The organism is Brevundimonas sp., assembly GCF_041648055.1.
Taxonomy (GTDB): domain Bacteria; phylum Pseudomonadota; class Alphaproteobacteria; order Caulobacterales; family Caulobacteraceae; genus Brevundimonas.
In genome coordinates, this window is sequence record NZ_JBAZPS010000001.1 from 683,625 (window position 1) to 708,976 (window position 25,352).

At 65.7% G+C, this 25,352-nt stretch carries 25 protein-coding genes; 10 read left to right on the plus strand and 15 right to left on the minus strand.

The features are described 5' to 3' along the window. The first annotated feature begins 50 nt into the window (after positions 1–50). Positions 51–1,979 carry an ATP-binding protein gene (locus WC585_RS03305; protein WP_373256135.1) on the plus strand — a complete coding sequence of 643 codons (1,929 nt, stop codon included), beginning with the start codon at positions 51–53 and terminating at the stop codon, positions 1,977–1,979. A gap of 6 nt (positions 1,980–1,985) precedes the next feature. On the opposite strand, the gene WC585_RS03310 is transcribed toward WC585_RS03305, so the two are convergent. Next, entirely contained in the window at positions 1,986–2,471 is a 486-nt protein-coding gene (locus WC585_RS03310; RefSeq protein WP_373256137.1) for a peroxiredoxin, read from the minus strand. A 138-nt stretch (positions 2,472–2,609) separates the two neighbouring features. Between WC585_RS03310 and WC585_RS03315 the strand changes: the two genes are divergently transcribed. After that, positions 2,610–3,179, plus strand: a complete 570-nt coding sequence (locus tag WC585_RS03315) for a YqgE/AlgH family protein (protein WP_373256138.1) — start codon at positions 2,610–2,612, stop codon at positions 3,177–3,179. Here WC585_RS03315 and WC585_RS03320 read toward each other — a convergent pair. The 12 genes from WC585_RS03320 to coxB form a co-directional block, all read right to left on the minus strand. Next, complete coding sequence (locus WC585_RS03320; RefSeq protein WP_373256139.1) at positions 3,176–3,571, minus strand: hypothetical protein; 396 nt, start codon at positions 3,569–3,571, stop codon at positions 3,176–3,178. The two genes, WC585_RS03315 and WC585_RS03320, sit on opposite strands and share 4 nt — an antisense overlap. Further along, the gene (locus WC585_RS03325; protein ID WP_373256140.1) at positions 3,568–5,235 is read right to left on the minus strand and encodes a putative bifunctional diguanylate cyclase/phosphodiesterase; all 1,668 of its coding nucleotides are present in this window, start codon (positions 5,233–5,235) and stop codon (positions 3,568–3,570) included. The genes WC585_RS03320 and WC585_RS03325 overlap by 4 nt, the downstream gene beginning before the upstream one ends. 33 nt (positions 5,236–5,268) lie before the next feature. After that, on the minus strand, positions 5,269–5,859 hold the full coding sequence (locus tag WC585_RS03330) for a GNAT family N-acetyltransferase (protein ID WP_373256141.1): 591 nt from the start codon (positions 5,857–5,859) through the stop codon (positions 5,269–5,271). A gap of 24 nt (positions 5,860–5,883) precedes the next feature. Beyond that, positions 5,884–7,095, minus strand: a complete 1,212-nt coding sequence (locus tag WC585_RS03335) for a M16 family metallopeptidase (protein WP_373256142.1) — start codon at positions 7,093–7,095, stop codon at positions 5,884–5,886. 47 nt (positions 7,096–7,142) lie between these two features. Then, positions 7,143–7,850, minus strand: a complete 708-nt coding sequence (locus WC585_RS03340) for an SURF1 family protein (protein ID WP_373256143.1) — start codon at positions 7,848–7,850, stop codon at positions 7,143–7,145. Further along, the gene (locus tag WC585_RS03345; RefSeq protein WP_373256144.1) at positions 7,851–8,297 is read right to left on the minus strand and encodes a DUF983 domain-containing protein; all 447 of its coding nucleotides are present in this window, start codon (positions 8,295–8,297) and stop codon (positions 7,851–7,853) included. A gap of 17 nt (positions 8,298–8,314) precedes the next feature. Beyond that, positions 8,315–9,232: a cytochrome c oxidase subunit 3 gene (locus WC585_RS03350; protein WP_373256145.1), complete on the minus strand. Its 918-nt coding sequence runs from the start codon at positions 9,230–9,232 to the stop codon at positions 8,315–8,317. Between the two features lie 49 nt (positions 9,233–9,281). Next, positions 9,282–9,851, minus strand: a complete 570-nt coding sequence (locus tag WC585_RS03355) for a cytochrome c oxidase assembly protein (RefSeq protein WP_373256146.1) — start codon at positions 9,849–9,851, stop codon at positions 9,282–9,284. Positions 9,852–9,855: 4 nt separating this feature from the next. Continuing rightward, complete coding sequence (locus tag WC585_RS03360; RefSeq protein WP_373256147.1) at positions 9,856–10,041, minus strand: hypothetical protein; 186 nt, start codon at positions 10,039–10,041, stop codon at positions 9,856–9,858. A 1-nt stretch (position 10,042) separates the two neighbouring features. Beyond that, positions 10,043–11,008: a heme o synthase gene (gene cyoE, locus WC585_RS03365; RefSeq protein WP_373256148.1), complete on the minus strand. Its 966-nt coding sequence runs from the start codon at positions 11,006–11,008 to the stop codon at positions 10,043–10,045. Positions 11,009–11,157: 149 nt separating this feature from the next. Continuing rightward, the gene (gene ctaD, locus WC585_RS03370; protein ID WP_373256149.1) at positions 11,158–12,822 is read right to left on the minus strand and encodes a cytochrome c oxidase subunit I; all 1,665 of its coding nucleotides are present in this window, start codon (positions 12,820–12,822) and stop codon (positions 11,158–11,160) included. A gap of 23 nt (positions 12,823–12,845) precedes the next feature. Continuing rightward, on the minus strand, positions 12,846–13,880 hold the full coding sequence (coxB, locus tag WC585_RS03375; protein ID WP_373256150.1) for a cytochrome c oxidase subunit II: 1,035 nt from the start codon (positions 13,878–13,880) through the stop codon (positions 12,846–12,848). A 230-nt stretch (positions 13,881–14,110) separates the two neighbouring features. On the opposite strand from coxB, the gene WC585_RS03380 reads away from it, so the two are divergent. The 4 genes from WC585_RS03380 to tldD all read left to right on the plus strand — a co-directional run bounded on the left by WC585_RS03380 (position 14,111) and on the right by tldD (position 17,387). Beyond that, a complete protein-coding gene (locus WC585_RS03380) occupies positions 14,111–14,488 on the plus strand; it encodes a PadR family transcriptional regulator (RefSeq protein ID WP_373256151.1) in 378 nt (125 codons plus the stop codon). After that, positions 14,485–15,069, plus strand: coding sequence for a DUF1700 domain-containing protein (locus WC585_RS03385; RefSeq protein ID WP_373256152.1), 585 nt, complete (start codon positions 14,485–14,487; stop codon positions 15,067–15,069). Before WC585_RS03380 ends, WC585_RS03385 begins: the two co-directional genes overlap by 4 nt. Positions 15,070–15,081: 12 nt before the next feature. After that, entirely contained in the window at positions 15,082–15,858 is a 777-nt protein-coding gene (locus tag WC585_RS03390) for a GIN domain-containing protein (protein ID WP_373256153.1), read from the plus strand. A 98-nt stretch (positions 15,859–15,956) separates the two neighbouring features. Then, the gene (gene tldD, locus WC585_RS03395; RefSeq protein ID WP_373256154.1) at positions 15,957–17,387 is read left to right on the plus strand and encodes a metalloprotease TldD; all 1,431 of its coding nucleotides are present in this window, start codon (positions 15,957–15,959) and stop codon (positions 17,385–17,387) included. Between the two features lie 130 nt (positions 17,388–17,517). Here tldD and WC585_RS03400 read toward each other — a convergent pair whose 3' ends face one another. Then, positions 17,518–18,483, minus strand: coding sequence for a TraB/GumN family protein (locus WC585_RS03400; RefSeq protein ID WP_373256155.1), 966 nt, complete (start codon positions 18,481–18,483; stop codon positions 17,518–17,520). Between the two features lie 173 nt (positions 18,484–18,656). On the opposite strand from WC585_RS03400, the gene WC585_RS03405 reads away from it, so the two are divergent. After that, on the plus strand, positions 18,657–20,690 hold the full coding sequence (locus WC585_RS03405; RefSeq protein ID WP_373256156.1) for a TonB-dependent receptor plug domain-containing protein: 2,034 nt from the start codon (positions 18,657–18,659) through the stop codon (positions 20,688–20,690). A 67-nt stretch (positions 20,691–20,757) separates the two neighbouring features. Here WC585_RS03405 and WC585_RS03410 read toward each other — a convergent pair whose 3' ends face one another. Continuing rightward, the gene (locus WC585_RS03410; protein WP_373256157.1) at positions 20,758–22,521 is read right to left on the minus strand and encodes a peptide MFS transporter; all 1,764 of its coding nucleotides are present in this window, start codon (positions 22,519–22,521) and stop codon (positions 20,758–20,760) included. A gap of 163 nt (positions 22,522–22,684) precedes the next feature. On the opposite strand from WC585_RS03410, the gene WC585_RS03415 reads away from it, so the two are divergent. Genes WC585_RS03415 through WC585_RS03425 form a run of 3 tightly spaced genes read left to right on the plus strand, consistent with a single transcriptional unit; the run spans position 22,685 to position 25,343 of the window. Then, positions 22,685–23,638, plus strand: a complete 954-nt coding sequence (locus WC585_RS03415) for a hypothetical protein (RefSeq protein ID WP_373256158.1) — start codon at positions 22,685–22,687, stop codon at positions 23,636–23,638. After that, entirely contained in the window at positions 23,533–24,636 is a 1,104-nt protein-coding gene (locus tag WC585_RS03420) for a FecCD family ABC transporter permease (RefSeq protein ID WP_373256159.1), read from the plus strand. Before WC585_RS03415 ends, WC585_RS03420 begins: the two co-directional genes overlap by 106 nt. Continuing rightward, positions 24,633–25,343 carry an ABC transporter ATP-binding protein gene (locus tag WC585_RS03425; RefSeq protein WP_373256160.1) on the plus strand — a complete coding sequence of 237 codons (711 nt, stop codon included), beginning with the start codon at positions 24,633–24,635 and terminating at the stop codon, positions 25,341–25,343. Before WC585_RS03420 ends, WC585_RS03425 begins: the two co-directional genes overlap by 4 nt. Positions 25,344–25,352: the final 9 nt, after the last annotated feature.

Consider the following 25,352-nt stretch of genomic DNA (forward strand, 5'->3'; position numbering starts at 1 on the left):
GTCTGCCATTGTTCGGGTGATGGGCGACATTGCCTGAACCGGGACTTCGAATGGCGCTCGCCACGGCCAAAAAATCCTCTGCGCCGACCCACGGATGGACCGCCGCGATCCGCCAGCGCCGCAAGGCGTTGACGCAGCGGCTCAGCATCGCTGCCGTCACCGCCATGGTGTTCAGCCCTATCCTTGGTGGCACCTTCAGTCTTGCCTGGCTGCTGGGCTACTTTGCGATCCAGGGCCTGGACCTCTGGACCTTTCGTCCCGTCCTGAAGGAAGAAGCTCCTCACCTCGCCGGTGCGCGCCGCGCCCTCGGCTGGCTGACCCTGACGATCAATTCTAGCTACTACGGCAGCCTGACAATCCCCTTATGGCTGGTCGGCGGCCCCATGGGCGGTATCTGTGCGGTCATCATGCTGACCGGAGCGGCGACATATTCGATCATCAATTCCCCGCGCTCTATCGCTGTCCTGACACTGACGATGGTTCCCCAATCGATCTATATGATCCTGACGCCGGTGTTCATGTACGTCTACGGGGCATCATCAGCCCTGGTTGCAGCCGCCGCCATCTCTGTCGCGGTCTTCATGGGCTTCGCCTTTTCCGTCTGGACCCGGTTGAACGCCGCCCAGACTTCCGAGAGCCGTGCACGCATCGAGGCCGAGGAAAAACGCCTTCAGGCCGAACGCATCATGGAAGGCCGCAGCGCCTTCCTGGCCGCCATCGGCCATGACCTGCGCACGCCCATCAGCGCGATCCTGACCGGCGCATCGCAACTGGAACAAGGCGCGCCGGATGGCACGGCACGCGGCCAGGCGCGGCTGATCAGCGATGCCGGCTACATGATGAAGGCGCTGCTGGACGATTTGCTGGACCACGCCAAGCTGGATGCGGGCCACATGACCGTGGAGGCGGTCGACTTCAACCTGCGTGACCTTCTGACCCAAACCGTCCGTCTGTGGGACGGGCCCGTTCGCGCCGAGGGCCTGCGGTTGAGGGTCGAAGGTGCAGCGACAGTTCCGGCCATGGTGCGCGGCGACCCGATGCGCCTGCGCCAGATCCTGAACAACCTCGTCTCCAACGCGATGAAGTTCACCCAGACCGGCGCGATCACGTTTCGTCTCAATGCCTGGGCCGAGGAGCCCAGCGGCCATGCGATCCTGATCGAGATTGCCGACACTGGACCAGGCATGACGGTGGACCAGCTATCGCGCCTGTTCACCCCTTTCGATCAGACCATCGACGGCATCAGTGCGACGCACGGCGGCACCGGGCTCGGCCTGGCTATCAGCCGTCAACTGGCCGATCTGATGGGCGGCCGACTGACGGCACGCAGTCGGCCCGGCCAGGGCGCAGCCTTCACGCTCGCCTTGCATCTGGAGGCGGCCGAAACCGCGCAGGCCATTTCAGCCGTACTGGATCAGGCCAGCCGCGACGTCATCGCCCAGGGACTGGCTGACAGGACCCAGCCGGCATTCTCGGCACCGGCGACCGCCTCATGCGCTCCCGAGCCGGTGCCTGCCGCGCCTGAAACTGAAACTACCTCGTCCGAACCCTCTCCTGTCGAAGAGGAAGAGGGCCGCCCTATGCGGGTGCTGGTCGTGGACGACCACGACATCAACCGCCGTGCTATCCAGCTGATCCTGCAACCGCTGGGCTGCGATATCGATACGGCTGCCGACGGCATGGCTGCACTGAACATCTGCCGGACCAGCCCCTTCGACCTCATCTTCATGGATGTGAGGATGCCGGAACTCGACGGGCGCGAGACCACGCGACGCATCCGGGCGGGCAACGGCCCCAATGCCCGTACTCCGATCATCGCGGTCACCGCCGACACCTCGCCGCGCGACATTCAGGACTGCACTGACGCCGGCATGACCTATTTCGTGCCCAAGCCGATCACGCCGCCCATGCTGATCGGGGCCATCACCCATGTGATGACGATGGAGCAGGCGACGCTGGAAACCAGCGCCGCCGCCTGATCAGGACTAGAGCTGGCCCAGCAGGTGCTCGGCCGACGACACCTTGAACTCGCCGCCCTGCTCGACATTCAACTGCTCGACGACGCCGTCCTTGACGATCATCGAATAGCGTTGCGACCGCTCGCCCATGCCAAAGCCCTTGGCGTCCATGGACAGGCCGATCTGGCGGGTGAAGTCGCCATTGCCATCACCCAGCATAAGGATGTCATCCTTGCCGATGCCCTGGCTGTCGGCCCAGGCGCCCATGACGAAACCGTCGTTGACCGACAGGCAGGCGATGGTGTCCACGCCCTTCGCCGACAGGTCGCCGCGATGGTCCTTGAAGCCCGGCAGGTGACGCGCCGAGCACGTCGGGGTGAAGGCCCCTGGCACCGCAAACAGGGCGACCGTCTTGCCGCCGAACAGCTCGTCGGTCGAAATCGGCTTGGGGCCGTCGTCCGTGGCACGGGTCAGGGTCGCCGAGGGGATGCGATCGCCGATCTGGATGGTCATGGGCAGGCTCCGATGTAGGGGTGAGAGAGGTCTCAACGCCCAGATAGGCCCGCAGGGTCCACACGCCAAGCGGCCACGCTTGCGAATGCTGCGGCGGCACACCTTGCGCCTTCGCGCCGTGCCCCCGATGATAAGCAGATGGACGATTTCCAATCCCTTGTCGGACGGCTGCTGGTGGCCATGCCCGGCATAAGCGACCCGCGGTTCGAGCACGCCGTCATCCTGGTCTGTGCGCACGAGCCCGACCATGCCATGGGCCTGCGGCTGGATCGTCCCGCGCCGGGGATCGACCTGAAGGAAGTGCTGACCAAGCTGAAGACTGACGCGCCCGACGCCAGCGCCCAACGCGCCGTCCTGATTGGTGGCCCCGTCGAGCGCGAGCGCGGCTTCGTGCTGCATACGGACGACTGGCTGATCGACGACGCCTCGCTGGCGTTCGGCCAAGGCTTGGCCATGACCGGCACGCGAGAGGCCCTGATCGCCATGACCGACCCGATCACAGGTCCGCGCCGGTCTGTTCTTCTGCTGGGCTATGCCGGCTGGGGCGAGGGTCAACTGGACGATGAACTCGGCGAGAATGTCTGGATCACGACCGAGGCCGACGCTGATCTCATCTTCGACACCGACTACGACGCCAAATGGTCCAAGGCTTTAGGCACTCTCGGCATCGACCCGGCTCGTCTGTCAGGACAGAGCGGGCGGGCCTAGGTCAGTCGGCGACATTCCGCGAGAAGCCAAAGTTCGCGTTTGTCCAGCCGGGCTTCCCATTCTTCTGCCAGTTCCAGAACTTCCGCTCTCTGTGACCGTCGGCCCTTGTACACCACGGCAGCGACCCTTCCGTTCTCGCGTCCGCGAACATTGCCGCACCACAGTCGCTGCCTGCGGGGGACGGTGCCATCGCTCTCACGGAACGAACCTGTATTTTCGAGATCGATCGTATGCCGTGACAGGGTCGGATCGCTTTCGATCAGCGCCGTCCTGACAGAGCCCGGCTGCCTCTGACTACTCGCGTATGAAACACCAACCGCAATCAGAATAGTGAGTGCGGCATAGACCCAGTGAATGCTTCTGTGTGGCAGCGGCGGCAGAACCGGCTTCAAGCCGACCGCGCCTTGATCGGCGCTGAGCCATCAGCCAGCGACTCGTTCAGATAGACCTCGGCCTCCTGAGCCGGCAGGGCCGGTGCGTAACCGAAGCCCTGACCATAGTGGCATTGCGCATCCAGCAGCAGAGCGGCCAGGCCGGCGTTCTCAACCCCCTCGGCCACGACCTCCAGCGACAGGTCGCGGCCCAGGTTGACGACCGACTTGACGATCTTGGCCGAGCCCTCGTCCTTGTCCATCGTCAGAACGAAATAGCGGTCGATCTTCAGCGTATCGAACGGCAGCTTGGCCAACCAGGTCAGAGACGAAAACCCTGTACCGAAATCGTCCAGCGCCAGCGATGCACCGGCATCCTTCAGCTGCTGCAACACCTCGGCGGCGCGGCTGGTGTCGCGCATGATGTCGCCCTCGGTGACCTCCAGCTTCAGCGCGCCGGCCGGCAGCTTGGCCTCGGCGATGATGCGCGTCACATCCTCGACCAGACGCGGCCGCTCGATCTCTCCAACCGACAGGTTGACGCTGCAGAACAGCTTGCCCGCCGACGGATGCCGCGCCAGCCATTCGGCCAGTCGCCGCGACGCCTGCGTCATCATCAGCAGTCCCAGGTCGTTCATCAGCCCCATCTCGGCAGCCAGCCCCAGGAAGGCGTCCGGCGGCACCAGGCCCCGCGTCGGGTGCCGCCAGCGGCACAGCGCCTCGAACCCGGCGACGGCCCCGGTCTGAAGGTTCACGACAGGCTGATAAAAGGGCTCGATCTCGCCGCGCAGGAAGGCGTTGCGCAGGTCGGATTCCAGCGCCAGCCGCGACAGGCTGTCGGTCTCCAGCGCGCGGCCATAGGCGGCAATACCGCCGCGTCCCACGCTCTTGGCCTGTTCGACGGCCAGTTCGACCCGGCGCAGCAGTTCGGACGGATCGGCCGCATCAGGCCCACCCTCGGCCGCCGCTGCCCCGATCGACACAGTCGGATAGATGTCGAAGCCCGCGATGCGCAGCGGCTGCTCCATCGCCTCGCGCATCCGCTCCGAGGCACTGCCGTTGCCGCGCGGCACGACGACGGCGAACTCGTCCTCGCCGATGCGGGCACAGTGCGCATTCTGGACGAAGGCGGCGGCCAGGCGTGAGCCCAGAGCCGCCAGCACCATGTCGGCACGGTCATGGCCCAGCGCCTCGTTCAGCCGGCGAAGGCGATCCACATCCGCCACCACGATCTCGTACTCGCCGTTCTGCGTCAGGGTTTCGCCCAGCCGCGCGATGAACGCCCTGCGGTCCAGCAAGCCGGTCAGGACATCCCGCTCCGACGCAGCGAACTTCGTTTCCAGCGCCACGACGCCCGCCGCCCGCAGGCCATCCTCCAGCCAGACGCCGCGCCAGATACAGGTCTGGGCATCGCGCATGCGCAGCCGGACGGCGACTTCGGTGCCTTCCTCCTGCGGTTTGAGGATCCGCTCGGCCAGGGTCCGGTCCTGAGGCATGGCCACCGCACAGAAGGCCGCGCCGGTGCAATCCGGAGCCAGCGGCCCCAGACCCAGCGCCCGCGTCGCTCCGGTGAAGCGCATCTGGTCATCGGAGGGCGTCCAGATCCACAGCGCCGTATCGGCGGCAGCCAGCGCCTCGATCGCCGTCGTCGCATCCCAGGCCAGACTTCTGGAACGAGTGTTCAACGCAAAATCCGGTCCTGACTGGGCAGCCGGGAATCAGCCGCCGCGTTTGGTGCCGTCATTCACGACGCCGAACAGGAGATGATCTGCCCAATCGCCGTTAATTTTCAAATAAGCCTTCGCACGTCCCTCAAGCCCAAACCCCGCCTTTTCCAGCGCACGGCGCGAGGCGTGGTTATGCGGAACACAGGCCGCCTCGACCCGATGCAGCCGCAAACCGTCGAAGGCATAGTCGACGGCGGCGCGCACGGCCGCGGTGCCGAAGCCCCGACCCGCATGCCGCTGGCCGATCCAGTAACCCAGCGTCGCCATCTCGGCCACGCCGCGGCGGACATTGGACAGGGTGATGGCCCCCAGCAACTGGCGATCCCGCTCGTCGAAGACAAAAAACGGCCAGGCGTTCCCGGCCTCCATCTCGCGCTGATAGACCGACATCCGTCGCCGGTAAGCCCCGCGCGTCAGGTCGTCATCGGGCCACAAGGGCTCCCACGGCTGGAGATAGGCCTGGGATGCGTGACGCAGTTCGGCCCAGGACTCATAGTCCGAGCCCCGCGGCATGCGCAGGATGACCCCCTGCCCCTTGACCACAGGCCCGCTCGCTTCGGTGATCCAGTCCAGCAGGGCCATGAGGAAAGACTAACCTGCGAACGATCAGGCGAAAAGGGCGTCCCGGAATGCCCGGCCCGCTGGAGCCGCCGCCTTCGGCCCCAGCACGGCCGTCGCGGCCAGGCCGGCACTCAGTGTTGTGGCTGCCGCCATCCGCACGTCCTCGACGGTCTGGGCCAGGGTCCGGTCGGCCATGGTCTGGGACGCAATGGGCTGGCCGAAGATCAGAACCTGGGCCGCCAGCCGTCCCGCGCGCGACGCCGGGCTCTCGTCCGACATCCACAGCCCCGCGTTCAGCACCGCCTTGGCCCGCGACAGCTCGACGGCCGTCGGCCCCTCTGTTGCCAGCATCCTCAACTCGGCGGCACACACCTGGGCCAGTTCGACGGCGCGGTCGGCGGAGGCTCCGGAATAGATCCCCAGAATGCCTGCGTCCTCATACGGCTCGTGATAAGCGTCGATGGCGTAGGCCAGCCCGCGTTGCTCGCGCGCGCTCTGGAACAGACGAGACGCCATGCCGCCGCCCAGGATTTCGGTCATCAGGCGTGCGGCCGTATAGGTCGCATCCCGCGCCGAGGGGGCGGGCAGCTGAAACACGATATTGGCCTGCTCGATCCGCCGGGTCAGGGCCGCGTCGCCGCCGACGAAGCGCGGCGCGTCGGGCGTCGCAGCGTGCGTCGCGACCTGATCGCCGAACCAGCGCTCGGCCAGGGCCAGCAGCTCGGTCTCGTCCACCGCCCCCGACACCACCACCACCATGCGGTCGGGCGAATACAGTTGGGCTCGCCAGTGGCCGATGCTGTCGCGATCCAGCGGCTTTAGGCTTTCGACCGACCCCAGGATCGGCCGGCCCAGTGGCTGACCGGCCCAGGCCCGCGTCTGGGCCATTTCGAAGACATGGTCGTCGGGCGTGTCGAAGGCCTCGGCGATCTCCTGGGCGACCACATCCTTTTCGCGTTCGATCTCGGCAGGATCCAGCGTCGGGCGGAACACCAGGTCGGACAGGACCTGCATGGCCAGAGGCAGGGACCCGTCCAGCGCCCGGATGTCGAAACTGGTCCGCTCATAGCCGGTCGAGGCGTTGATGGAGCCGCCCTCGGCCTCGACCCGCTCGACGATGTCGCGCGCCCCCATATCGCCCGCGCCCTTGAACACCAGATGCTCCAGGCAATGGGACCAGCCCGACCGCGCCTCGTCCTCCCACCGCGCCCCGCCGCGCACGGCGACGGTCAGGGCCAGGGTACGCAGGCCCGGCATGGGATCGCAGACGACGCGGACGCCGTTGGACAGGGTGTGTAAGGTGGTCAGATGGAACTCTCTTCGGTGTCTTTGGCAGGGGGGCCAGTACGCAGTCTGCGCCTCAGCAGCACGATGTAGAAAGCGATCACCGCCAGCGCCAGGCCGAACCAGGTCAGGGCATAGCCCAGGTGGTTGTTCGAAAAGGCGGCTGGGGGAGCAGAAGGCTCGATGGCCTGCCATTGCGGCCAGGCCGAGCCGGTAGCGAACAGGACATAGGGCGGTACCGCCCCCTGCACGCCAAGGACCCGGCTCATGGCGGCGGTGTCTCGGGCATAGAAGCGGTTGCCTTCGGGCGGCGGAGCGAAGCCATTGGGAGCCTCTACCCGGCGCGCCTCCGCGACGATGGCAGGGATGGCGGCGGGCTGACGGACAGGACGTGTACTGACCGTATCGGCCACGAAGCCCAGATCGACCAGCCAACCCTCGCAGGCAGAGATCAGACGCACCCCGGCCTGGCCGTCATGAATGGACTGAAGCTCGACGAAGGGCTGGTTCTGAAAGTCGCACGTCAGGACAGCCTTGCGGAACTCCGGGTCCGGCAGCTGCGCCAGCGCCTCTATCGATACAGGCGGCAATGTCGTCGCCGCCTCCGACCGCGCGATCAGTCCCTGTTTCCACTGCAACCGCTGAACCTGCCAACTGCCCAGGCTGATCAGCAGGCCTAAGGCCACGACGCAGACGATGGTCAGCCCCCAAGGGAAACGTCGCCGCATCTATTCCTCCCCCGTCGGGGGAGGGGGACCGCCCGAAGGGTGGTGGAGGGGGCTGACCGCAGATGTCAGAGCTTGGGGCTTGCCGCCTCCCCCGTTGGGGGAGGAATGGTTCATCTGCAGGGCCACCATCAACCCTTTGCCCGGCCGCATCAGGCCCAGCGACAGTCCCGCCACCAGCGGCAGGGCGACGATCAGCATGGCCCAGATCGGCGGATCATAGGCGATCTGAACGAACAGGGCCCCGAACACCACGATCCCGCCTGCGATCTGCATGATGAAGATGGCCGCGCCATCGCCGGTATTCAGACGGGTAAAGTCGAACCCGCAGACCGAGCACCTGTCGACGACCTTCAGGAACCCCGCGAACAGCGGCCCCTTGGTGCAATGGGGACAGCGGCAAAGCAGTCCGGCCCGGATCGCATCGATCCGGGCCGGCGCTGGCGTCACAGACTGTGGGTCTGGGTTCAACCGAAGACCACGTAGACGAAGGCGAACAGGAACAGCCACACCACGTCCACGAAATGCCAGTACCAGGCGGCGGCCTCGAAGCCGAAATGCTTCTCCGGACTCATCTGCCCGGCCAGAAGACGCAGCAGGCAGACGATCAGGAAGATGGTGCCCAGCAGCACGTGGAAGCCGTGGAAGCCCGTCGCCATGAAGAAGATCGAACCGTACAGGCCCGAGTTGGCGGCGGCATCGTTGAAGAACAGGTTCTCGTGGATGATGTGCTCGTATTCATAGACCTGCACGCCGGTGAACAGGATGCCCAGGGCCACGGTGATGGCCAGGCCGATCTTGGTGGCGTTGCGGTCGCCCTGTTGCAGCGCATGGTGCGCCCAGGTGACGGTCGTGCCGCTGAGCAGCAGGATGACGGTGTTCAGCAGCGGCAACTGCCAGGCGTCCAGGGTCTCGATGCCCTGCGGCGGCCAGGTCGACCAGGCGGCGGCGGTATCGGCCCAGTTGCCGATTTCCGGCACGTTCTCGCGCGCCGCATTGAACAGCGACATCTCGAAGAAAATCCAGAAGAAGGCCGCAAAGAACATCACCTCCGAAGCGATGAACAGCACCATGCCGTAGCGAAGGCCCAGTGACACGACCGGGGTGTGGTCGCCCTGACGGCTTTCCTTGATCACATCGGCCCACCAGGCAAAGGCGGCGACCAGAACGCCGGCCAGACCGGCAAAGAACAGCGCCATCTCGCCCTTGCCGAACAGGGCCCCGGCCAGGGTGATCTCTGCGTCGGGGGCCACGGTGACCAGGCCCTTCATCCAGACCACAGCCCCGATCATCATGACCACGGTGGCCATGGACGAGACCAGCGGCCACGGGCTGGGGTTTACCAGGTGGTAGTCGTGATGCGGAGCGGCGTGGGCGTCGGCCATCTAGGGTCTCTTGTACGGTCGAAATCGTAAGGGTGGGCTATAGCGCCCGCTATCCGGCTGCGCCAGAGGCAGAAGGCGTCACGGCCGCCACTTCGGCACCCTTGGTCGGATAGAAGGTGTAGCTGAGGGTGATTTCGCTGATCCCCCTGCTCTCGGCATCGGTCGCGATCTCGGGCGCGACGAAATAGTTGACCGGGAATTTCATCGTCTGCCCCGGCTGGATCGTCTGGCTGTCGAAACAGAAGCACTGCAGCTTCTGGAAATAGGGCCCGGCGGTTTCGGGCACGACGTTATAGGATGCGGTCGCCTGAATCGGCTGGTCAGAGGTGTTGGTCACGTCGAAGAAGGCCATGCCCGTCTCGCCGATGCGCACCCGCTGGCTGACCTGTTCGGCCCGGAACGTCATCGGCAGACCGCGCACATTGGTGTCGAAGCGAATCAGGACCGTGTCGTCCAGCACCTGGTCGGCGTCAGGGGCCTTGTCCGCCTTCTTTACCGTGCCGTCGAAGCCGGTGACCTGACAGAACATCTGATACAGGGGCACGGCCGCAAAGGCCGCCCCGGTCATGAACATGACGCCGCCCGCACAGGCGATGGCAATGAGGTTCTTGCGTTCCATCGCCCTAGCCCGCGTAGCCGACGGGCTGGCCGGCCGCGATGGCCTCCTTGCGCGCGTCGATGTTGCGCTTGAGGTTCAGCACCGTCACTCCGAACACCAGGATGATGAAGCCGACCAGCACGCCGGCGATGGCCAGGTTGCGCTTCTTGCGGGCGCTCATCTCTTCGGGGGTCAGACGCAGGGTCATCATCTCACAGGCTCACGAAGGTGGTCAGGCGCTCGACCAGAAGGGCGGCGAACAGCGCCATCAGATACAGGATCGAAAAGGCGAACAGGTTGCGTGCCGGTTTGGCCTCTGCGCGCACGTCATACAATGCGGCCTCTCGCCCCACGGCCTCGGCCTTGTCGGGCGCATCCCCTGCGCGAGACTTCCACAGGCGGAAAGCCAGAAGCAAAAAGCCCAGCCCGCCCAGGTTGGACACCGCCAGATAGACGGGGCCGCCCAGACCGGTGAAGCCCGGCGCGATCGCCACGGGCACGAAGATCAGCGAATAGATCAGGATCTGCAGTCGGGTCGATTTCGCACCGCGCGCCACCGGCATCATCGGAATGCCCGCCTTGGCGTAATCGCCCGCCGAATAAAGCGCCAGCGCCCAGCTGTGCGGCGGCGTCCACAGGAAGATGATGGCGAACAGCAGCCAAGCCTGCCAAGGCATCTGACCCGTCGCCGCCGCCCAGCCGATCACGGGCGGGAAGGCCCCGGCAGCCCCGCCGATGACGATATTCTGAGGCGTCCGCCGCTTCAGCAGCAGGGTGTAGAAGCCCGCATAATAGACGATGGTCATGGCCAGCAGACCGCTCGCCAGCCAGTTGGTCGTCATCCCCAGCAACATGACCGAGAAGATCGACAGGACGACGCCGAAGGTCATGGCGTCGTTCTTGTTGACCCGGCCCGCTGCGACCGGTCGCCCGCGCGTGCGCCGCATCAGGGCGTCGGTCTCGCCCTCCAGCGCCATGTTCAGTGCCCCCGCTGCCCCGGCCCCCACTGCGATACACAGAATGGCGATGGCCGCCGAAATCCAGTCGATATCCCCACCCGCGACCACCAGACCTACGAAGGCGGTGAAGATCACCACCGACATCACGCGCGGCTTCAGCAACTGGAAGAAATCTTCCGGCTGGGCTGTCGACAGGGCGGGTGTGGAGGTTTCAGTCATGAGGCTTTCTCGCGCTCCATAGCGCGAACGTGTGTGGCGCACCAACCGCGCTCAAGTAGCGCGAAGCGCGGTAGCGCACCAAAAAGATCAGAGGCCGCCCCTTCATTCGAAAGAGCGGCCCCTGTTTAGCTCAGGTTCGCAGGAACCAGTTAGTGGTCGTCACCCTTGACCACCGGCAGTTCGTTGAACTGGTGGTGCGGTGGCGGCGAGGACAGGGTCCATTCCAGGGTGGTGGCGCCTTCGCCCCACGGATTGGCCACACCCGGACGACGCCGGATGGCAGCCTCCAGCAGCATGATCAGGAAGACGGCGACGCCGACGATCGTGATCAGATAGCCCATGGTCGAAACGTGGTTCCACATCTCATAGGCGTCCGGATAGTCGATGTAGCGACGCGGCATGCCCTGCAGGCCCAGGAAGTGCTGCGGGAAGAAGATCAGGTTCACGCCGACGAACATGATCCAGAAGTGCGCGCACCCCAGAAACTCGTTGTACTTCACGCCGAACATCTTCTCGAACCAGTAGTAAAAGCCCGCGAAGATCGCGAACACCGCGCCCAGCGACAGGACGTAGTGGAAGTGGGCGACCACGTAATAGGTGTCGTGCAGGCTGTAATCGATGCCCGCATTGGACAGGACCACGCCGGTCACGCCGCCGACGGTGAACAGGAAGATGAAGCCGATGGCCCACAGCATGGGCGTCTTGAAGCTGAGCGAACCGCCCCACATCGTCGCGATCCAGCTGAAGATCTTCACGCCCGTGGGCACGGCGATGATCATGGTGGCGGCGATGAAATAGGCGCGCAGGTTCACGCTCATGCCGACCGTGTACATGTGGTGCGCCCACACGATGAAGCCGACGAAGCCGATGGCGACCATGGCATAGGCCATCGCCAGATAACCGAAGATCGGCTTTTTGGAGAAGGTCGAGACGATGTGGCTGATGATGCCGAAGCCCGGCAGGATCAGGATGTACACCTCCGGGTGACCGAAGAACCAGAACAGGTGCTGGAACATGACGGGGTCGCCGCCGCCGGCCGGGTCGAAGAAGCTGGTGCCGAAGTTACGGTCGGCCAGCAGCATGGTGATGGCACCGGCCAGGACGGGCAGCGACAGCAGCAGCAGGAAGGCGGTGATCAGCACCGACCAGGCGAACAGCGGCATCCGGTGCAGGGTCATGCCCGGCGCGCGCATGTTGAAGATGGTGGTGATGAAGTTGATCGCGCCCAGGATGGAACTGGCACCCGCGACGTGCAGCGAGAAGATCGCCAGGTCCATGGCCGGCCCGGTATGGCCCGTGGTCGAGAGCGGCGGATAGATGGTCCAGCCCCCGCCGAAGCCCTTGCCGGGTCCGCCGTCGACGAACAGCGACACGATCAGCAGGATCCAGGCCGCGACCAGCAGCCAGAACGAGATGTTGTTCATGCGCGGGAAGGCCATGTCCGGTGCGCCGATCATGATGGGCACGAACCAGTTGCCGAAGCCGCCGATCATGGCGGGCATGACCATGAAGAAGATCATAATCAGGGCATGGCCGGTGACGACAACGTTATAGCCGTGCTTGGACTGCTCCACGAGGCCCAGCAGATTGACGACCGAGCCGTCCTTGAAAATCTGGATACCCGGCTCGGCCAGTTCCCAGCGGATCAGGCCCGACAGCGCCCCGCCCACGATGCCCGCCATGATGGCGAACAGCAGGTACAGGGTGCCGATGTCCTTGTGGTTGGTCGACAGGAACCAGCGGGTAAAGAAGCCCGGCTTGTGGTCGTGATGCCCGTCGTGGTCGTGGGCTAGGTTTTCGGCTGCGGTGGCCATGTGTTCTGGGCTCTCGCGTATCGTTACTGGGCGGCCGGGGCGGCGGCGGGAGCCGTCGCGGGGGCAGCGGTGGTGGCGGGGGCAGCCGGCGTCGTCGCCGTCTGGGCCGTCGGGATGGCCGCAGGCGCGGCCGCGTCGGTGGTGGTCGCGGCACCGGTCGTACCGGCAGCGACCTGGGCGGTGGTGCCGCCCGGCGCTTCTTCAGCCGTCCGGGGCGTCATCGAGCCGCCCTTGGACACGACCCAGGCCTCGAACTCGGCCTGCGTCACCACATTGATCTGGATCGGCATGAAGGCGTGGTCGACGCCGCACAGCTCCGAGCACTGGCCGTAGAAGGTGCCGACGCGGTCGGCCTTGAACCAGGTTTCGTTGACCCGGCCGGGAATGGCGTCGGTCTTCAGACCGAAGGCCGGCAGGGCGAAGGCGTGGATGACGTCGGCGGCGGTGACCAGAACCCGGACCGTCTTGCCGACCGGCACCACGATCGGCTCGTCGGCGGCCAGACGGTACAGGCCGTGATCCATGCCGCGGGCCGCGATCTCGTCTTCCGGCAGCATGTTAGAGATGTATTCGGCGATGCCCTGGTCGGGATATTCATAGGACCAGTTCCACTGGTTGCCCGTGGCCTTCACCGTCAGGTCCGGCGTCGGCATGTTGTGATACGAGAACAGCAGCCGGAACGAGAACAGGGCGATGAACACCAGGATCAGGACCGGCACGACCGTCCAGATCACCTCGATCAGGGTGTTGTGGCTCCAGCGCGCAGGGGTCGGGTTCGACTTCTTGTTGTAGCGGACGACGATCCAGATGATCAGACCCAGAACGAACAGGGTGATGATCGTGATGATCGGCATCAGGATGACATCATGGAAGAAGTGCGCCTCGGCCTTCAACGGCGAGGCGGACGGCTGCAGGCCGATGCCACCCGGCGTCGGTTGACCCATCAGCTCCTGCGCCCATGCCGGCGCAGCGGCAAAGATGGCCAGGCAAAGACCCGCGACACCGCCGCCGATCAGACCCCGGGCCCGCGTGCCCATCCCCATACGAGACTTCCTCATAAAAACCGTTCTGCCGCAAGCGTTTGCGAGTGAATCGCAAACAGTCGCCACAGGCGCAAAGCCCGCAGCGGTCGTTGCGCGGTCCATATCGCCCTGTCCCCCGCTTGCCAAGCGTCTGGACGCCGCATGCGAAATCCATGCGTCGATTAAATCGCTGTCATGTTTCGCCAGCTACCTTGTGATGCCAGATACCTTGCGATACACCTTCGACATCACAGGAGGACGCCAAGGTGCCCGAAACCATAGAGATACAGCTGAAGAAGGGGGTGCTGACGCTGTGCGTCCTGGCCCTGCTGAACCGGCGCGAAAGCTACGCCTACGAGATTGCCGCCACCTTGTCCGACGCCATCGATATGGGCGAGGGCACCATCTATCCGCTGATGCGGCGCATGCAGTCCGAGGGCCAGGTCGAGACCTATCTGGTCGAATCGCCGTCCGGTCCGTCGCGCAAATACTATCGCCTGACCGAAGCGGGGCGCGCCGCGCTCGAACAACAGACCCGCGAATGGCACGCCTTCGTCCGGGCCGTGGAAGGCGTCATGAACGCCCCCGCCGCCACCGAAGCCACGCCCGTCGCCACCACCGATCAAGGGGAGCCGAAACAATGACACGCGAGGAATTCATGGGCCGTCTGCGGCGCGGACTGGTGGGCCTGCCCATCGCCGCCGCCCAGGACATCGTCTCGGACTATGACAGCCATTTCCGCGACGGCGTCGCCGCCGGCCGATCCGAGGCCGAGGTGGCGGCCGCCCTGGGCGATCCCGATCGTCTGGCTCGCGAGCTGCGCGCCGAATCGACCGCCCAGCGCTGGACCCAGGAACAGAACCCCTCGGCTGCGGTCGGGGCTATCTTCGGCCTGATCGGTCTGGGGGCGCTGGACATCCTGATCCTGCTGCCGATCGTCCTGCCGGTCTTCGGCACCGTCCTGACTGTGCTGCTGATGGGCGTCTTCGTCTTCATCGGCGGGGCCGTCGCCCTGGTGGTCGGACCCTTCCTGGGTGGACCGGGTGGGGCCTTCGCCGCCGTCCTGCTGGGCATCGGCATCATGGGGATCGGCATGTTCATGACGGGCCTCGGCGCACTCCTGACCAAGTGGCTGGTCGATGCCACCGTCTGGTACGCCCGCCTGCACTACCGCGTCCTGAAACCTGCGTTGGGGACTTCGGCCCCCACGACCTATCAAGTCTGAGGAGAGACCTTCATGATCCGCAATCTTCTCATCATCACGGGCGTTGGCTTTATCCTCGCCGTAGTCGGCATCGGCGGGGCAGCAGCCCTCGGCGGTCGTGACCTCGCTGGCCCCGGCTGGACCTGGGTCGTCACCGACGACGAGGCGGGGGACGAAAGCTTCCGCATCGAGCGCGGCGAGGTCTCACCCCAGACGACCCGCACCATCGAATGGACGGGGTCGGATACCCTCGCCATCGACCTGCCTGCCGACGTGACCTACGTCCAGGGCTCCGAGGCCGGCATTTCGATCACCGGCCCCAGCACGGTCGTGGATCGCGTTCGCTTCACCGACGGGCGTCTGACCCTTCTGAACGGCGAAGACGGTGATCGCGCCTACATCCGCTGGAGCCGTACCGGCATCCAGGGCTGGAGCGAGACCGAAGCGCTGAAGATCACTGTCACCGCCCCCTCGGTCACCACCTTCGACGTGGCCGGATCCAGCGAACTGAGCGTGCGGGCCTATGATCAGCCCGCGCTCAACCTGACCCTGTCCGGCTCGTCCGACGTCGACGTCCAGGGGCGGACCCAGTCCGTCACCCTCGACATCTCCGGCGACGGCGATGCGGATCTGGAGGCGGTCGCCATGACCGACGCCACCGTCACCGTCAGTGGCAACGGCGACGCCCACCTTGGCCCCACCGGCCAGGCCACGGTCGATCTGTCCGGAAATGGCGACGTCACCCTGACCCGCCGTCCGGCCCGTCTGGCACAGACCATCAGCGGCAACGGCTCGCTGAACCAGGACTGACCTGACCGCCATCAGGCAACGAGGCCCCTGCCCGCACGGGTGGGGGCCTTTTGTCTGTCCGGGGTGACGCCGCAATCGCGACACCCTATCTAGCCTGCATGACCCTGCATGTTTCTCCGCCCGCCCTCCTCGACAGCGTTGACGTCGGTGCCGACGAGGCCCTGTCGATTCTCCAGGGAGCCCTGGCCGGAGCCGACGACGGGGAGCTTTATCTCGAACGGTCCGAGAGCGAATCGCTGGTCTTCGACGACGGGCGGCTGAAGTCGGCCGCCTATGACGCCTCGGAAGGGTTCGGTCTGAGGGTCGTGGCGGGCGAGACCGCCGGCTATGCCCATGCCAATGAGATCACCGGCCCTGCCCTGCGCCGCGCCGCCGACAGCGCGGCCCTCGCCAAGGCCGGCCATGCCGCCACAGTCGGTGAAGGTCCCCGCGCCACCAATCAGAAGCTTTATGACGCGGTCGACCCCCTCGCCTCGCCCGCCTTTTCCGACAAGATTGCCCTGCTGGCCGAGATCGATGCCTGGGCCCGCGCCCGCGATCCACGCGTCGTCCAGGTCTCGGCCAGCCTGACGGGCGAGCGCCGCCAGATCGAGATCCTGCGCGGCGATGGCCTGCGCATGCAGGATCTTCGCCCGCTCGTGCGGCTGAACGTATCCGTCACCGTCGAGCGTGATGGCCGCCGCGAAAGCGCCTCCTCGGGCGCAGGCGGCCGTGCCGGGTTCGAGACCTGGATCGCGCCCGATCGCTGGCAAGGACAGGTCGATGAGGCCTTGCGGCAGGCCCTGATCAACCTGGACGCCGTCGACTGTCCAGCCGGAGAGATGGACGTCGTCCTGGGCGCAGGCTGGCCCGGTGTTCTGCTGCACGAAGCGATCGGCCACGGCTTCGAGGGCGACTTTCACCGCAAGGGCTCCTCCGTCTTTTCCGGCAAGATGGGCCAGCGGGTGGCGGCACCGGGCGTGACCGTGGTCGACGACGGCTCCATTTCCGGCCGTCGCGGCTCCCTGACCATCGACGACGAGGGCACCCCGACCTCGCGCACGGTCCTGATCGAGGACGGCATCATGGTCGGCTTGATGCACGACCGGCTGTCGGCCCGTCAGCTGGGGGCCAAGGCGACAGGCAACGGTCGTCGCCAGTCCTTCGCCCACATGCCCATGCCGCGCATGACCAATACCTTCATGGAAGGGGGCAAGGATTCGAAGGCCGACATGATCGCCTCGACCAAACGCGGTCTCTACGCCGCCAACTTCGGCGGCGGCCAGGTGGACATCACCAACGGCAAGTTCGTCTTCCAGTGCACCGAGGCCTATCTGATCGAGGACGGCAAGATCACCGCCCCCGTACGCGGGGCGACCCTGATCGGCGACGGCGCGACGGCCCTGACCCACATCCAGATGATCGGCGACGACTTCGCCTTCGATCCCGGTGTCGGCGTCTGCGGCAAGGCCGGCCAGGGCGTCCCCGTCGGCATCGGCCAGCCGTCGCTCAAAATGGGCGGCCTGACGGTGGGCGGCACGGCGGTCTGACACGTCCGGAACTGACGCAGGCCGACGCTATCAAGGCCTCATGCGCCCCCATGATCACCACCGCCCTATCGAGCAACACCGGGATACAGGTGGACTGAGTGGACTGAGTGGACTGTCTTTTTTGTCCCCGTCATTTCCACGCCGGGCCGACCACCTCAAAGCCACGTGCCTCCAGCCCGTCCAGCACGCCGCCGTCTTCGGCCAGCAGGCGGATCGGCGCGACACCCATGGTCACCCCCGGCGCGATCATCGCCGTCTCGATGGCCGCTGCCCATTGCTGATGCAATTGCGAGCCGATTTCCGGGTCGGCCCAGGGCCAGCAGACGCTCAACGCCCGGTCGATGGGCGAGGCCACGACATCGGCGACCCGCAGCGCGCGCCAGTCCTCGGCCCGGTCGCGGCCGGCAGTCGGGCCATACTCGGCCGCCGCGATGGCGGCCTCGGCACACGGCAGGTGCGTCGGCTGGGGTGCGGTGATCAGGCTGTCGACGATCTCGTCGCCGCGCACCGTTCCGACCGGCCGCGTCTCGATACGCGCCCGCCGAGCCGCTCGGCGTATGACGTCGACCGCGTCTTCGCCCTCGCGCCCTTGGCCATATCCAGCCTTGTCCTTCATCAGGTCGAAGCTGAGAAACAGCAGGCTCTTGGTGCGCCAGCCCTGATTGCGCTCGCCCGCCATGATGGTTTCCAGCCGCGCCTGATCGGCGGGGCTGAGGTAGGTCGCCGTCGTCGTACCCCGCGGCATCTGGCCGATGGTGCGGGCCCGCCAGATGACCCGCAGGATATCGCTGACCGACGCCTGCCCGACCTGGGGCGTCAGGATCAGGTTCGACCGCGCCGCCGCCGCCTCCAGATCGTCAGGTCGCCAGGTCACATCGCGCGGAATACGCCCGATGGCTCCCACCAGGATCAGGGTGCTGTCTCCCCGCGTCACCGTCCACATCGGCGCGCCCGACCGCCGGGCCAGAACGACGATGTCATCCAGGGTGGTGGCCTCCTCCTGAACGGCGTCCACGGCGGCTTCCTGCGCCAGAACCGGTGCATGACAAAGCGAGAGAGCGGCGAAAGCAGCAAAGCCAGCCAGTGTGTGTTTCATGCCAATATTCCAAAAGAATAAAGTAAAGGCCCAACAAGACTGTCTTTACAAGAACACAAAGATGACAGCCATGTAATGATGTCGTCGATTTAATCCACCTTGCCGTCTTGTAACTGGAGACCGCCGCGACATCCAGCCACACCTCTCGCCAACAGACGAGGGGAAAACCTGCAATGACCAGAACCATCCTGATGGCCACCACGGCCGTCCTCCTGACCACCGGGACCGCATTGGCCCAGACGCCTGAACAGGCCCCGCCGGTCGCCGAGGCGGGTCAGCAGGGCGTCCTGGTTTTCCAGCCCGCCTTCTTCGCCGAGGCCCGCCCCAACACCGCCCTGGACATGGTCGAGCGGGTGCCCGGATTCTCCACCGACGACGGCTCCGGCAGCCGGGGCTTCGAAGGGTCGGTCGGGAACATCCTGATCAATGGCGAGCGTCCCGCCTCCAAGAACGACACCGGCTCCAACGTCCTGTCTCGCACTACCGCCAGCCAGGTCGAACGGATCGAGCTGATCCGCGGCGGTGCCCCCGGTATCGACATGCAGGGCTATTCCGTCGTCGTGAACGTCATCCTGAAGACGGAAAGCAGCCGGGAATCCGTTCTGACAGCCAATGCCGTCCTCTTCGAAGGCGGCCAGGACGTTTACGGCGGCTCCTACCAGTTCACGGCACGCGAGGGCGAGCGGACCTGGGGCGTGACGCTCAGCGACGGCATCTCGACCAGTGATTCGAACGGCTCAGGCCGCGTCCTGCGCACGGACGCGCTGGGCAATGTCCTGCGCGACGAAGACTATTACAACGACGGCTACGGCGGCGGAAACTCGATCCGGGGCAACTATTCGACCCCCTTGTTCGGCGGCAAGATCGACCTGACGGCGCGTTATGGCGTCAACGACTGGCACAGCATCAATCTGCAAACCGCGCCGACAGTCCGCCGCGAGAGCCTGGGCGAACAGGACAGCTCAAGTGGAGAGTTCGGGGTCGTCTACACGCGCCCGCTGAGCTCTTCCCTGAAGATGGAAAGCCGCTTCATCCATCAGTTCGAGGATTTCGAGAACCTGTCCACGTCGCGCACGCGTCTGGGCAATGTGGACGGACCAGAGCAGGCATTTGCCGCCGACGGCTCATCGTCTGAAACCATCCTGCGTGGGCTCGTTCGGTATGAACGTTCGCCAGCCCTGACCTTCGAAACGGGTGCCGAGGTGGCCTACAACATGTTGGATGTCGAGCAGCGCTACACCGAGGGCGGTGTGAACATCCCCCTGCCCTCCGCCTCTGTGGTGGTGGAAGAGACGCGCGGCGAACTGTTCGGCAAGGCGACCTGGCGCGCGCGCTCGGACCTGACACTGGAAAGCGGCCTGCGGCTGGAGGCCTCGACCATCAGCCAGTCAGGCGATGCCGAGCAGGAGAAATCCTTCTTCTTCGCCAAGCCGCGCGCCCTGGCTACCTGGACGCCCTGGGCCGGCCACCAGTTCCGCCTGCGTGTCGAGCGCGAGGTCGGTCAGTTGAACTTCGGCGACTTCGCTGCTTCGGCCGATCTGGAAGACGAGAACGTCTTCGGCGGCAATGTCGATCTGGAGCCCGAGCAGCGGTGGATCAGCGAGCTGACCTATGAGCGTCGTTTCTGGGGCGACGGCATCGTCACCCTGGGCCTGCGTCACGACGAAATCACCGATGTGATCGACGCCATTCCTCTGGCCGATGGTTTGTCGGCAGTCGGCAACATCGGCGACGGGACGCTGGATCAACTGTCGCTGCGAATCACCCTGCCGACCACAAAGCTGGGCATTCCAGGCGGACGTTTCGGTTTCCGCAACGACTGGAACCGGACCGAGGTGACCGATCCGACCACGGGGCGCACCCGCCCAATTTCCAACGTGCGCCCGACCCAGGCCGTGATCAGCTTTGAGCAGGACGTCACACGCTACAAGACCCAGTGGGGCCTCGCCTGGATTCCGCTGCTGGGCCAGGCCTCCTTCGATCCCGACCGTGACTTCAGCTGGCGCGGCCACAACTATTTCGAGTTCTTCGTCGAGTATAAACCGACCGCGACCCTGTCGCTGCGGGCCCAGCTGAACATCTGGGAGGACTTCGATTCCGAACGGATCGAATATGCCGACCGCACCATCCGCAACGTCGCCTTCATCGAACGCCGCGAAGTCGACCCGCGCGCCTTCTGGCAACTGCGTCTGCGGAAAACGTTCTGATCAGCGGCAAAGAAAAAGCCCCGGTGGAATGATCCACCGAGGCTTCATTCTTTTGGTCAGCGGACGATCAACGGACCCCCGCCATACCCTTCTTCAGAACGGGTGAGAGCAGCAAGAGCAGGACGCCCACGCCGACGCCCGTCCAGCCAATGGTCCCGAAGATGGAGCTGTAGGTGTCCAACGCCAGTTGCGGGTTGGTCACCACCCCGGCCACCGTATCGGTCGCCGTGGCCTGGGCGATGATGCCAGCCACGATGTGGGCCACGGAGCTGGACAGGAACCAGACCCCCATCATCATGCCCACCAGACGATCGACCGACAGCTTGGTGATCATCGACAGGCCCACGGGCGACAGACACAGCTCGCCCATGGTGTGGAAGAAGTAGGTCAGGAACAGGAAGAACAGCGGCACGCGGAAATCGACACCCGCCTGCGTCACGGCCGCCCAGGACAGAACCAGGAAGCCAAGGCCCACGAACATCAGGCCGAAGGAGAATTTGACCGGGGTCGAAGGCTCCTTGTTGCGCTTGGCCAGCCAGACCCAAAGGGCCGCGAAGATCGGCCCGAAGATCACGATGATGCCCGGGTTGAACATCTGGGTGTAGCCCGCATTGAACCAAGACGGCATGGCCGTGGACTGGTCCGCGAACAGGGTCAGGGACGAACCAGCCTGTTCGAACAGGGCCCAGAACAGGACCGAGAAGAAGATCAGGACCTGGGCGACCAGCATGCGAGCGCGCTCTGCCCCCTGCAGCTTGATCACCGTATAGCCGACGACCAGCGCGAAGATGATGCCGGCCAGCCAGGGCAAGGCGGTCGAAATGATCTCGTGACGCTGCATCAGCAACCAGACCGGGAAGACCGCAATCAGACCCAGGATCCAGAAGGTCGCTTCCAGCGGAATGCCCAGCACCTTGGTGCCGGCCAGCTTCTCGGGGTTAGGCGGCCCGCCGCGGCCTTCCAGCCAGGACTGACCCAGCAGGAAGGTCGCCAGACCCAGCAACATGCCGAAGCCCGCCAGACCGAAGCCATAGGCCCAGCCATAGGTGAAGCCGAGATAGGAGCATAGGCCGGTGGCCAACACTGAACCCAGGTTGATGCCGACATAGAACAGGGTGAACCCCCCGTCCCGACGTGGATCATTCTCTTCGTACAGATGGCCCACGACGGTCGAGATATTCGCCTTCAGGAAACCCACGCCGACAATGATCAGCGAAAGAGCCAGGAACAGGGTCATCTCACCCGACGGATCGCGATCGATGCGGGTCGTATAACCGTCCGCCGCGATAGTCGCCGGGAAGGCGGCCGCTGTCGCCAACTGGGCTCCGGAACCCGCAGGTTGTCCGGCCACGTCTACGACGCTGACACCTTCAGGTGCGATCGAAATCGGCACGCGGCCAACATCGGTCACGGCATAAAGCTGACGGTCGGTGTTCCGCCCCTCGACCTGAATGGCATATTCGGTGCCACCGACGGTGATGAACTCACGCCCGCCCGAGCCCTCGAAGGCCATGGTGAAGTGACCGGCGACCAGCAGGACCGCGCCGATGATGACGGCTTTTCTGGATCCAAGATATTTGTCGGCGATCAGGCCGCCGACGACGGGCAGCAGATAGACCAGTGCGCCATAGGCGGCATAGATGCCTTGCGCCTCGACCGGTCCGAACAGGAAGTGCTGGATCAGATACAGAGTCAGCATGGCCCGCATGCCGTAGAAGGAGAACCTTTCCCACATCTCCGTGAAGAACAGGACGACCAGCCCCCGCGGGTGTCCCAGAAACGTCTTGCGAGGATCGCCGATAAGCGCCCCCCCTGCGTCCGTCGTACTCAACGGCTCACTCCCTATGATGCTGCGCCCCACCTGACGCGCGAAGGGCGCATAACCAGCACACGGACCAAGCCCGAACAAGGGTTAAGGGTAAATTCGCTACTGTCTGGCATCGGCGGGGGTGAAGCGGCACTATGATCACGACCCGAACGGACAAGCGGACGGCATGACGACGACACGGCGATCAGCTCTGGTTGGACTGGGTACGCTGGGCGGCATGGGGGCCCTGGCCGGGTGTTCCGCACAGCCGCAGATCGCCGTGCGCGGCGACGTGGTGGCGGCGGGTCAGCCTGCGGCGCTGCTGATCTGGGCGGTGGCGCGCGAGCGACTGGCGGGCTGGCCCCGACGCCCCGCCGCAGACTGCCTGGCGACCCTGCCAGAAATGGCCTCCAGGCTGCCGGAGTTGGGCAGTCTTTCAGGCGTCGGACAGGCCGCAAACCTGGAAACCATTGCGGCCTTGTCGCCGAGCCGGATCATCGACTATGGCGATCTGGACCCCAAATATCAGGCCGTGTCCGAACAGTTCAAGGCGCGCCTCGGCGTCGACTGGACCCTGATCGACGGGGCTCTGCGTCATATCCCCGAGGCCCTGCGCCAGGCGGCACGCCTGCTGGGTACCGAATCGGCAGTGCAGCCTTTGGCCGATCAGGCTGCGGGTATTTTGGTCGCATGGGCCAGGGCCCCGGCGGGCCCCAGTTTCTACTATGCGCGCGGCAATGACGGACTGGAAACGGGCTTTCGCGGAGCCTTGGCGACAGAGGTTCTGGAAGGGTCGGGCTGGTCCAACGTGGCCGTCGGCGGCAACGACATCGGTCGGGTGACGCGCGAACAGGTCGCAGCCTGGGACCCGGAAGCGATCGTGACGCTGAGCACCGGATTCGCGGCCACCATGCGCGGCGACGACGTCTGGGGCTGGCGGCGTGACGGCACGCCCCGACGTCTGCTTCTGATGCCCGACGTGCCCTTCGGCTGGGTTGATCGCCCACCGTCGGTGAACCGCCTTCTGGGTTGCACATGGCTGGCCGATCCGGAAGGCAGTGCCTTGGCGATCGGCTCGTTGACCCGCCGACTGTATGGTATGGCACCCGTCGAGATTGCCCGCCCGCGCTGGATCAAGTGAAGCGTGCAGGCGCATCACGGACCACAGCGCTTCTTGTCGCGCTGATAGTCGCCTTGGGATTTCTGGTCATGGCAACCGGGCCACTGGGGGTTTCTCCTGCGGCACTGCTTAAAGCCGTCGCAGGTTCGGGCTCCTCGCAAGCCGAACTGGCCCTGTCCCTCCGGGTGCCTCGTCTTCTGGCGGCGCTGGCATGTGGGGCAGCACTGGCCGGGGCCGGAGCTGCATTCCAGATATTGTTTCGCAATCCGCTGGCCTCCCCGGATTTGTTGGGCGTGACTTCCGGTGCGGGGCTAGGCGCGGCGACGGCCCTGCTGCTGGGAGCCGGAGCCTGGATTGTCCAGAGCGCGGCCTTCGCAGGTGGTCTGGCCACCGGGGCTCTGGCCCTGGTGTGCGCCGGTCTGGCGAGCGGCGGCGCACGCAGCAATGACGGACGGCTCTCCCTTATCCTGTGCGGAATCGTAGCCGGCGCTCTGGCCACGGCAGGACTGGGCCTCGTCGTCATCGCGGCTGAGCCCTATTCGCAATTGCCGTCCATCACCTATTGGCTGCTCGGCTCTTTCACGCGGTCGGATCTGGGCGAAGCCTTGTCGGCCTTGGTGCCGATGACGGCGGGCGCACTGGTCCTGCTCTGGCTCGGATTTCGGCTCGACGTGCTGTCTCTGGGTCAGGAGCAGGCGAGATCGCTGGGGCTGCCCGCCGGTCCCCTGCGCGTGATCGCCTTGGCGGCGGCGGCGCTGATGACCTCCGCCGCTGTGGCCGTCGCAGGCGTGGTCGGCTGGATCGGCCTTCTGGCCCCGCATGCGGCGCGACGTCTGGTCGGCGAGCAGGCCAGCCAGCTCATTCCTGCCTCCATGGCTATCGGCGCTCTTGCTGCGCTGGCCATCGACCGGCTGGCCACCGCCTTCGGTCCAGCGGAACTGCCCGTCGGCCTGCTGGCGGCGCTGGTCGGCGCGCCCGCCTTTCTGGCCCTGTTCATTGCCACGGCGCGGCGGGCATGAGCGGCCTCACCCTGCACTGGATGGTGGCCGGACGCGCAGGGTTTCGCCTGCCGGCGCTGGATCAGACCGTGGCACCCGGTCAGGTCATCGCCCTGATCGGCCCGAATGGCGCGGGCAAGACGACGCTGCTGAAGACCCTGGCCGGCCTGCTGCCGCCGCTGGACGGCACAGTCTCGCGCGATGGTCCTGCCGCCTGGTTGCCCCCGCCAGGAGAAGTCGACGCGGGGTTCTCGGCATTGCATCTGGTGGCCCTGGGTCGCGCAGGACGCCGTCGCTGGGCCGCTGGTCTGGCCCCTGCCGATCTGGCGGCTGGAGAGGCCGCCCTTGACCGGCTGGGCATCGGTGATCTGGCCGTCCGCCCCTTCGATCGTCTGTCCAGCGGCCAGCAGCAACTGGTCCTGCTGGCCCGCCTGTTCGTTCAGGATGCCGCCCTCTGTCTGCTGGACGAGCCCCTGGCCATGCTAGACCTCGCGCATGCCCAGGCCGTCGAGGCGGCGATCCGCAGCCTGGCCGCCGAGGGCCGCACCGTCATCGCCTCGACCCACCACCTGCCCTTTGCTGCACGGGCCGATCAGGTGATGGCCCTGGGTCCTGACTGGGTCGAGACGGGGACACCAGAGCGGATGCTGGCACCCGCCGCCCTGACCGCCCTGTTCGGCATCGCCCACGCCGTCTGCCCCTGTTGCGGTCAGGCGATCACGACCTGAGGCTTGAGT

What these genes read in the sequence shown, in the direction of transcription:
- WC585_RS03305 (WP_373256135.1), top strand. Translation starts at nt 51, where the DNA reads ATGGCGCTCGCCACGGCCAAAAAATCCTCTGCGCCGACCCACGGATGG.
- WC585_RS03310 (WP_373256137.1), bottom strand. Translation starts at nt 2,471, where the DNA reads ATGACCATCCAGATCGGCGATCGCATCCCCTCGGCGACCCTGACCCGT.
- WC585_RS03315 (WP_373256138.1), top strand. Translation starts at nt 2,610, where the DNA reads ATGGACGATTTCCAATCCCTTGTCGGACGGCTGCTGGTGGCCATGCCC.
- WC585_RS03330 (WP_373256141.1), bottom strand. Translation starts at nt 5,859, where the DNA reads ATGGCCCTGCTGGACTGGATCACCGAAGCGAGCGGGCCTGTGGTCAAG.
- WC585_RS03335 (WP_373256142.1), bottom strand. Translation starts at nt 7,095, where the DNA reads ATGCCGGGCCTGCGTACCCTGGCCCTGACCGTCGCCGTGCGCGGCGGG.
- WC585_RS03340 (WP_373256143.1), bottom strand. Translation starts at nt 7,850, where the DNA reads ATGCGGCGACGTTTCCCTTGGGGGCTGACCATCGTCTGCGTCGTGGCC.
- WC585_RS03350 (WP_373256145.1), bottom strand. Translation starts at nt 9,232, where the DNA reads ATGGCCGACGCCCACGCCGCTCCGCATCACGACTACCACCTGGTAAAC.
- WC585_RS03355 (WP_373256146.1), bottom strand. Translation starts at nt 9,851, where the DNA reads ATGGAACGCAAGAACCTCATTGCCATCGCCTGTGCGGGCGGCGTCATG.
- WC585_RS03360 (WP_373256147.1), bottom strand. Translation starts at nt 10,041, where the DNA reads ATGATGACCCTGCGTCTGACCCCCGAAGAGATGAGCGCCCGCAAGAAG.
- cyoE (WP_373256148.1), bottom strand. Translation starts at nt 11,008, where the DNA reads ATGACTGAAACCTCCACACCCGCCCTGTCGACAGCCCAGCCGGAAGAT.
- ctaD (WP_373256149.1), bottom strand. Translation starts at nt 12,822, where the DNA reads ATGGCCACCGCAGCCGAAAACCTAGCCCACGACCACGACGGGCATCAC.
- coxB (WP_373256150.1), bottom strand. Translation starts at nt 13,880, where the DNA reads ATGAGGAAGTCTCGTATGGGGATGGGCACGCGGGCCCGGGGTCTGATC.
- WC585_RS03385 (WP_373256152.1), top strand. Translation starts at nt 14,485, where the DNA reads ATGACACGCGAGGAATTCATGGGCCGTCTGCGGCGCGGACTGGTGGGC.
- WC585_RS03390 (WP_373256153.1), top strand. Translation starts at nt 15,082, where the DNA reads ATGATCCGCAATCTTCTCATCATCACGGGCGTTGGCTTTATCCTCGCC.
- tldD (WP_373256154.1), top strand. Translation starts at nt 15,957, where the DNA reads ATGACCCTGCATGTTTCTCCGCCCGCCCTCCTCGACAGCGTTGACGTC.
- WC585_RS03400 (WP_373256155.1), bottom strand. Translation starts at nt 18,483, where the DNA reads ATGAAACACACACTGGCTGGCTTTGCTGCTTTCGCCGCTCTCTCGCTT.
- WC585_RS03405 (WP_373256156.1), top strand. Translation starts at nt 18,657, where the DNA reads ATGACCAGAACCATCCTGATGGCCACCACGGCCGTCCTCCTGACCACC.
- WC585_RS03415 (WP_373256158.1), top strand. Translation starts at nt 22,685, where the DNA reads ATGACGACGACACGGCGATCAGCTCTGGTTGGACTGGGTACGCTGGGC.
- WC585_RS03420 (WP_373256159.1), top strand. Translation starts at nt 23,533, where the DNA reads ATGGCTGGCCGATCCGGAAGGCAGTGCCTTGGCGATCGGCTCGTTGAC.
- WC585_RS03425 (WP_373256160.1), top strand. Translation starts at nt 24,633, where the DNA reads ATGAGCGGCCTCACCCTGCACTGGATGGTGGCCGGACGCGCAGGGTTT.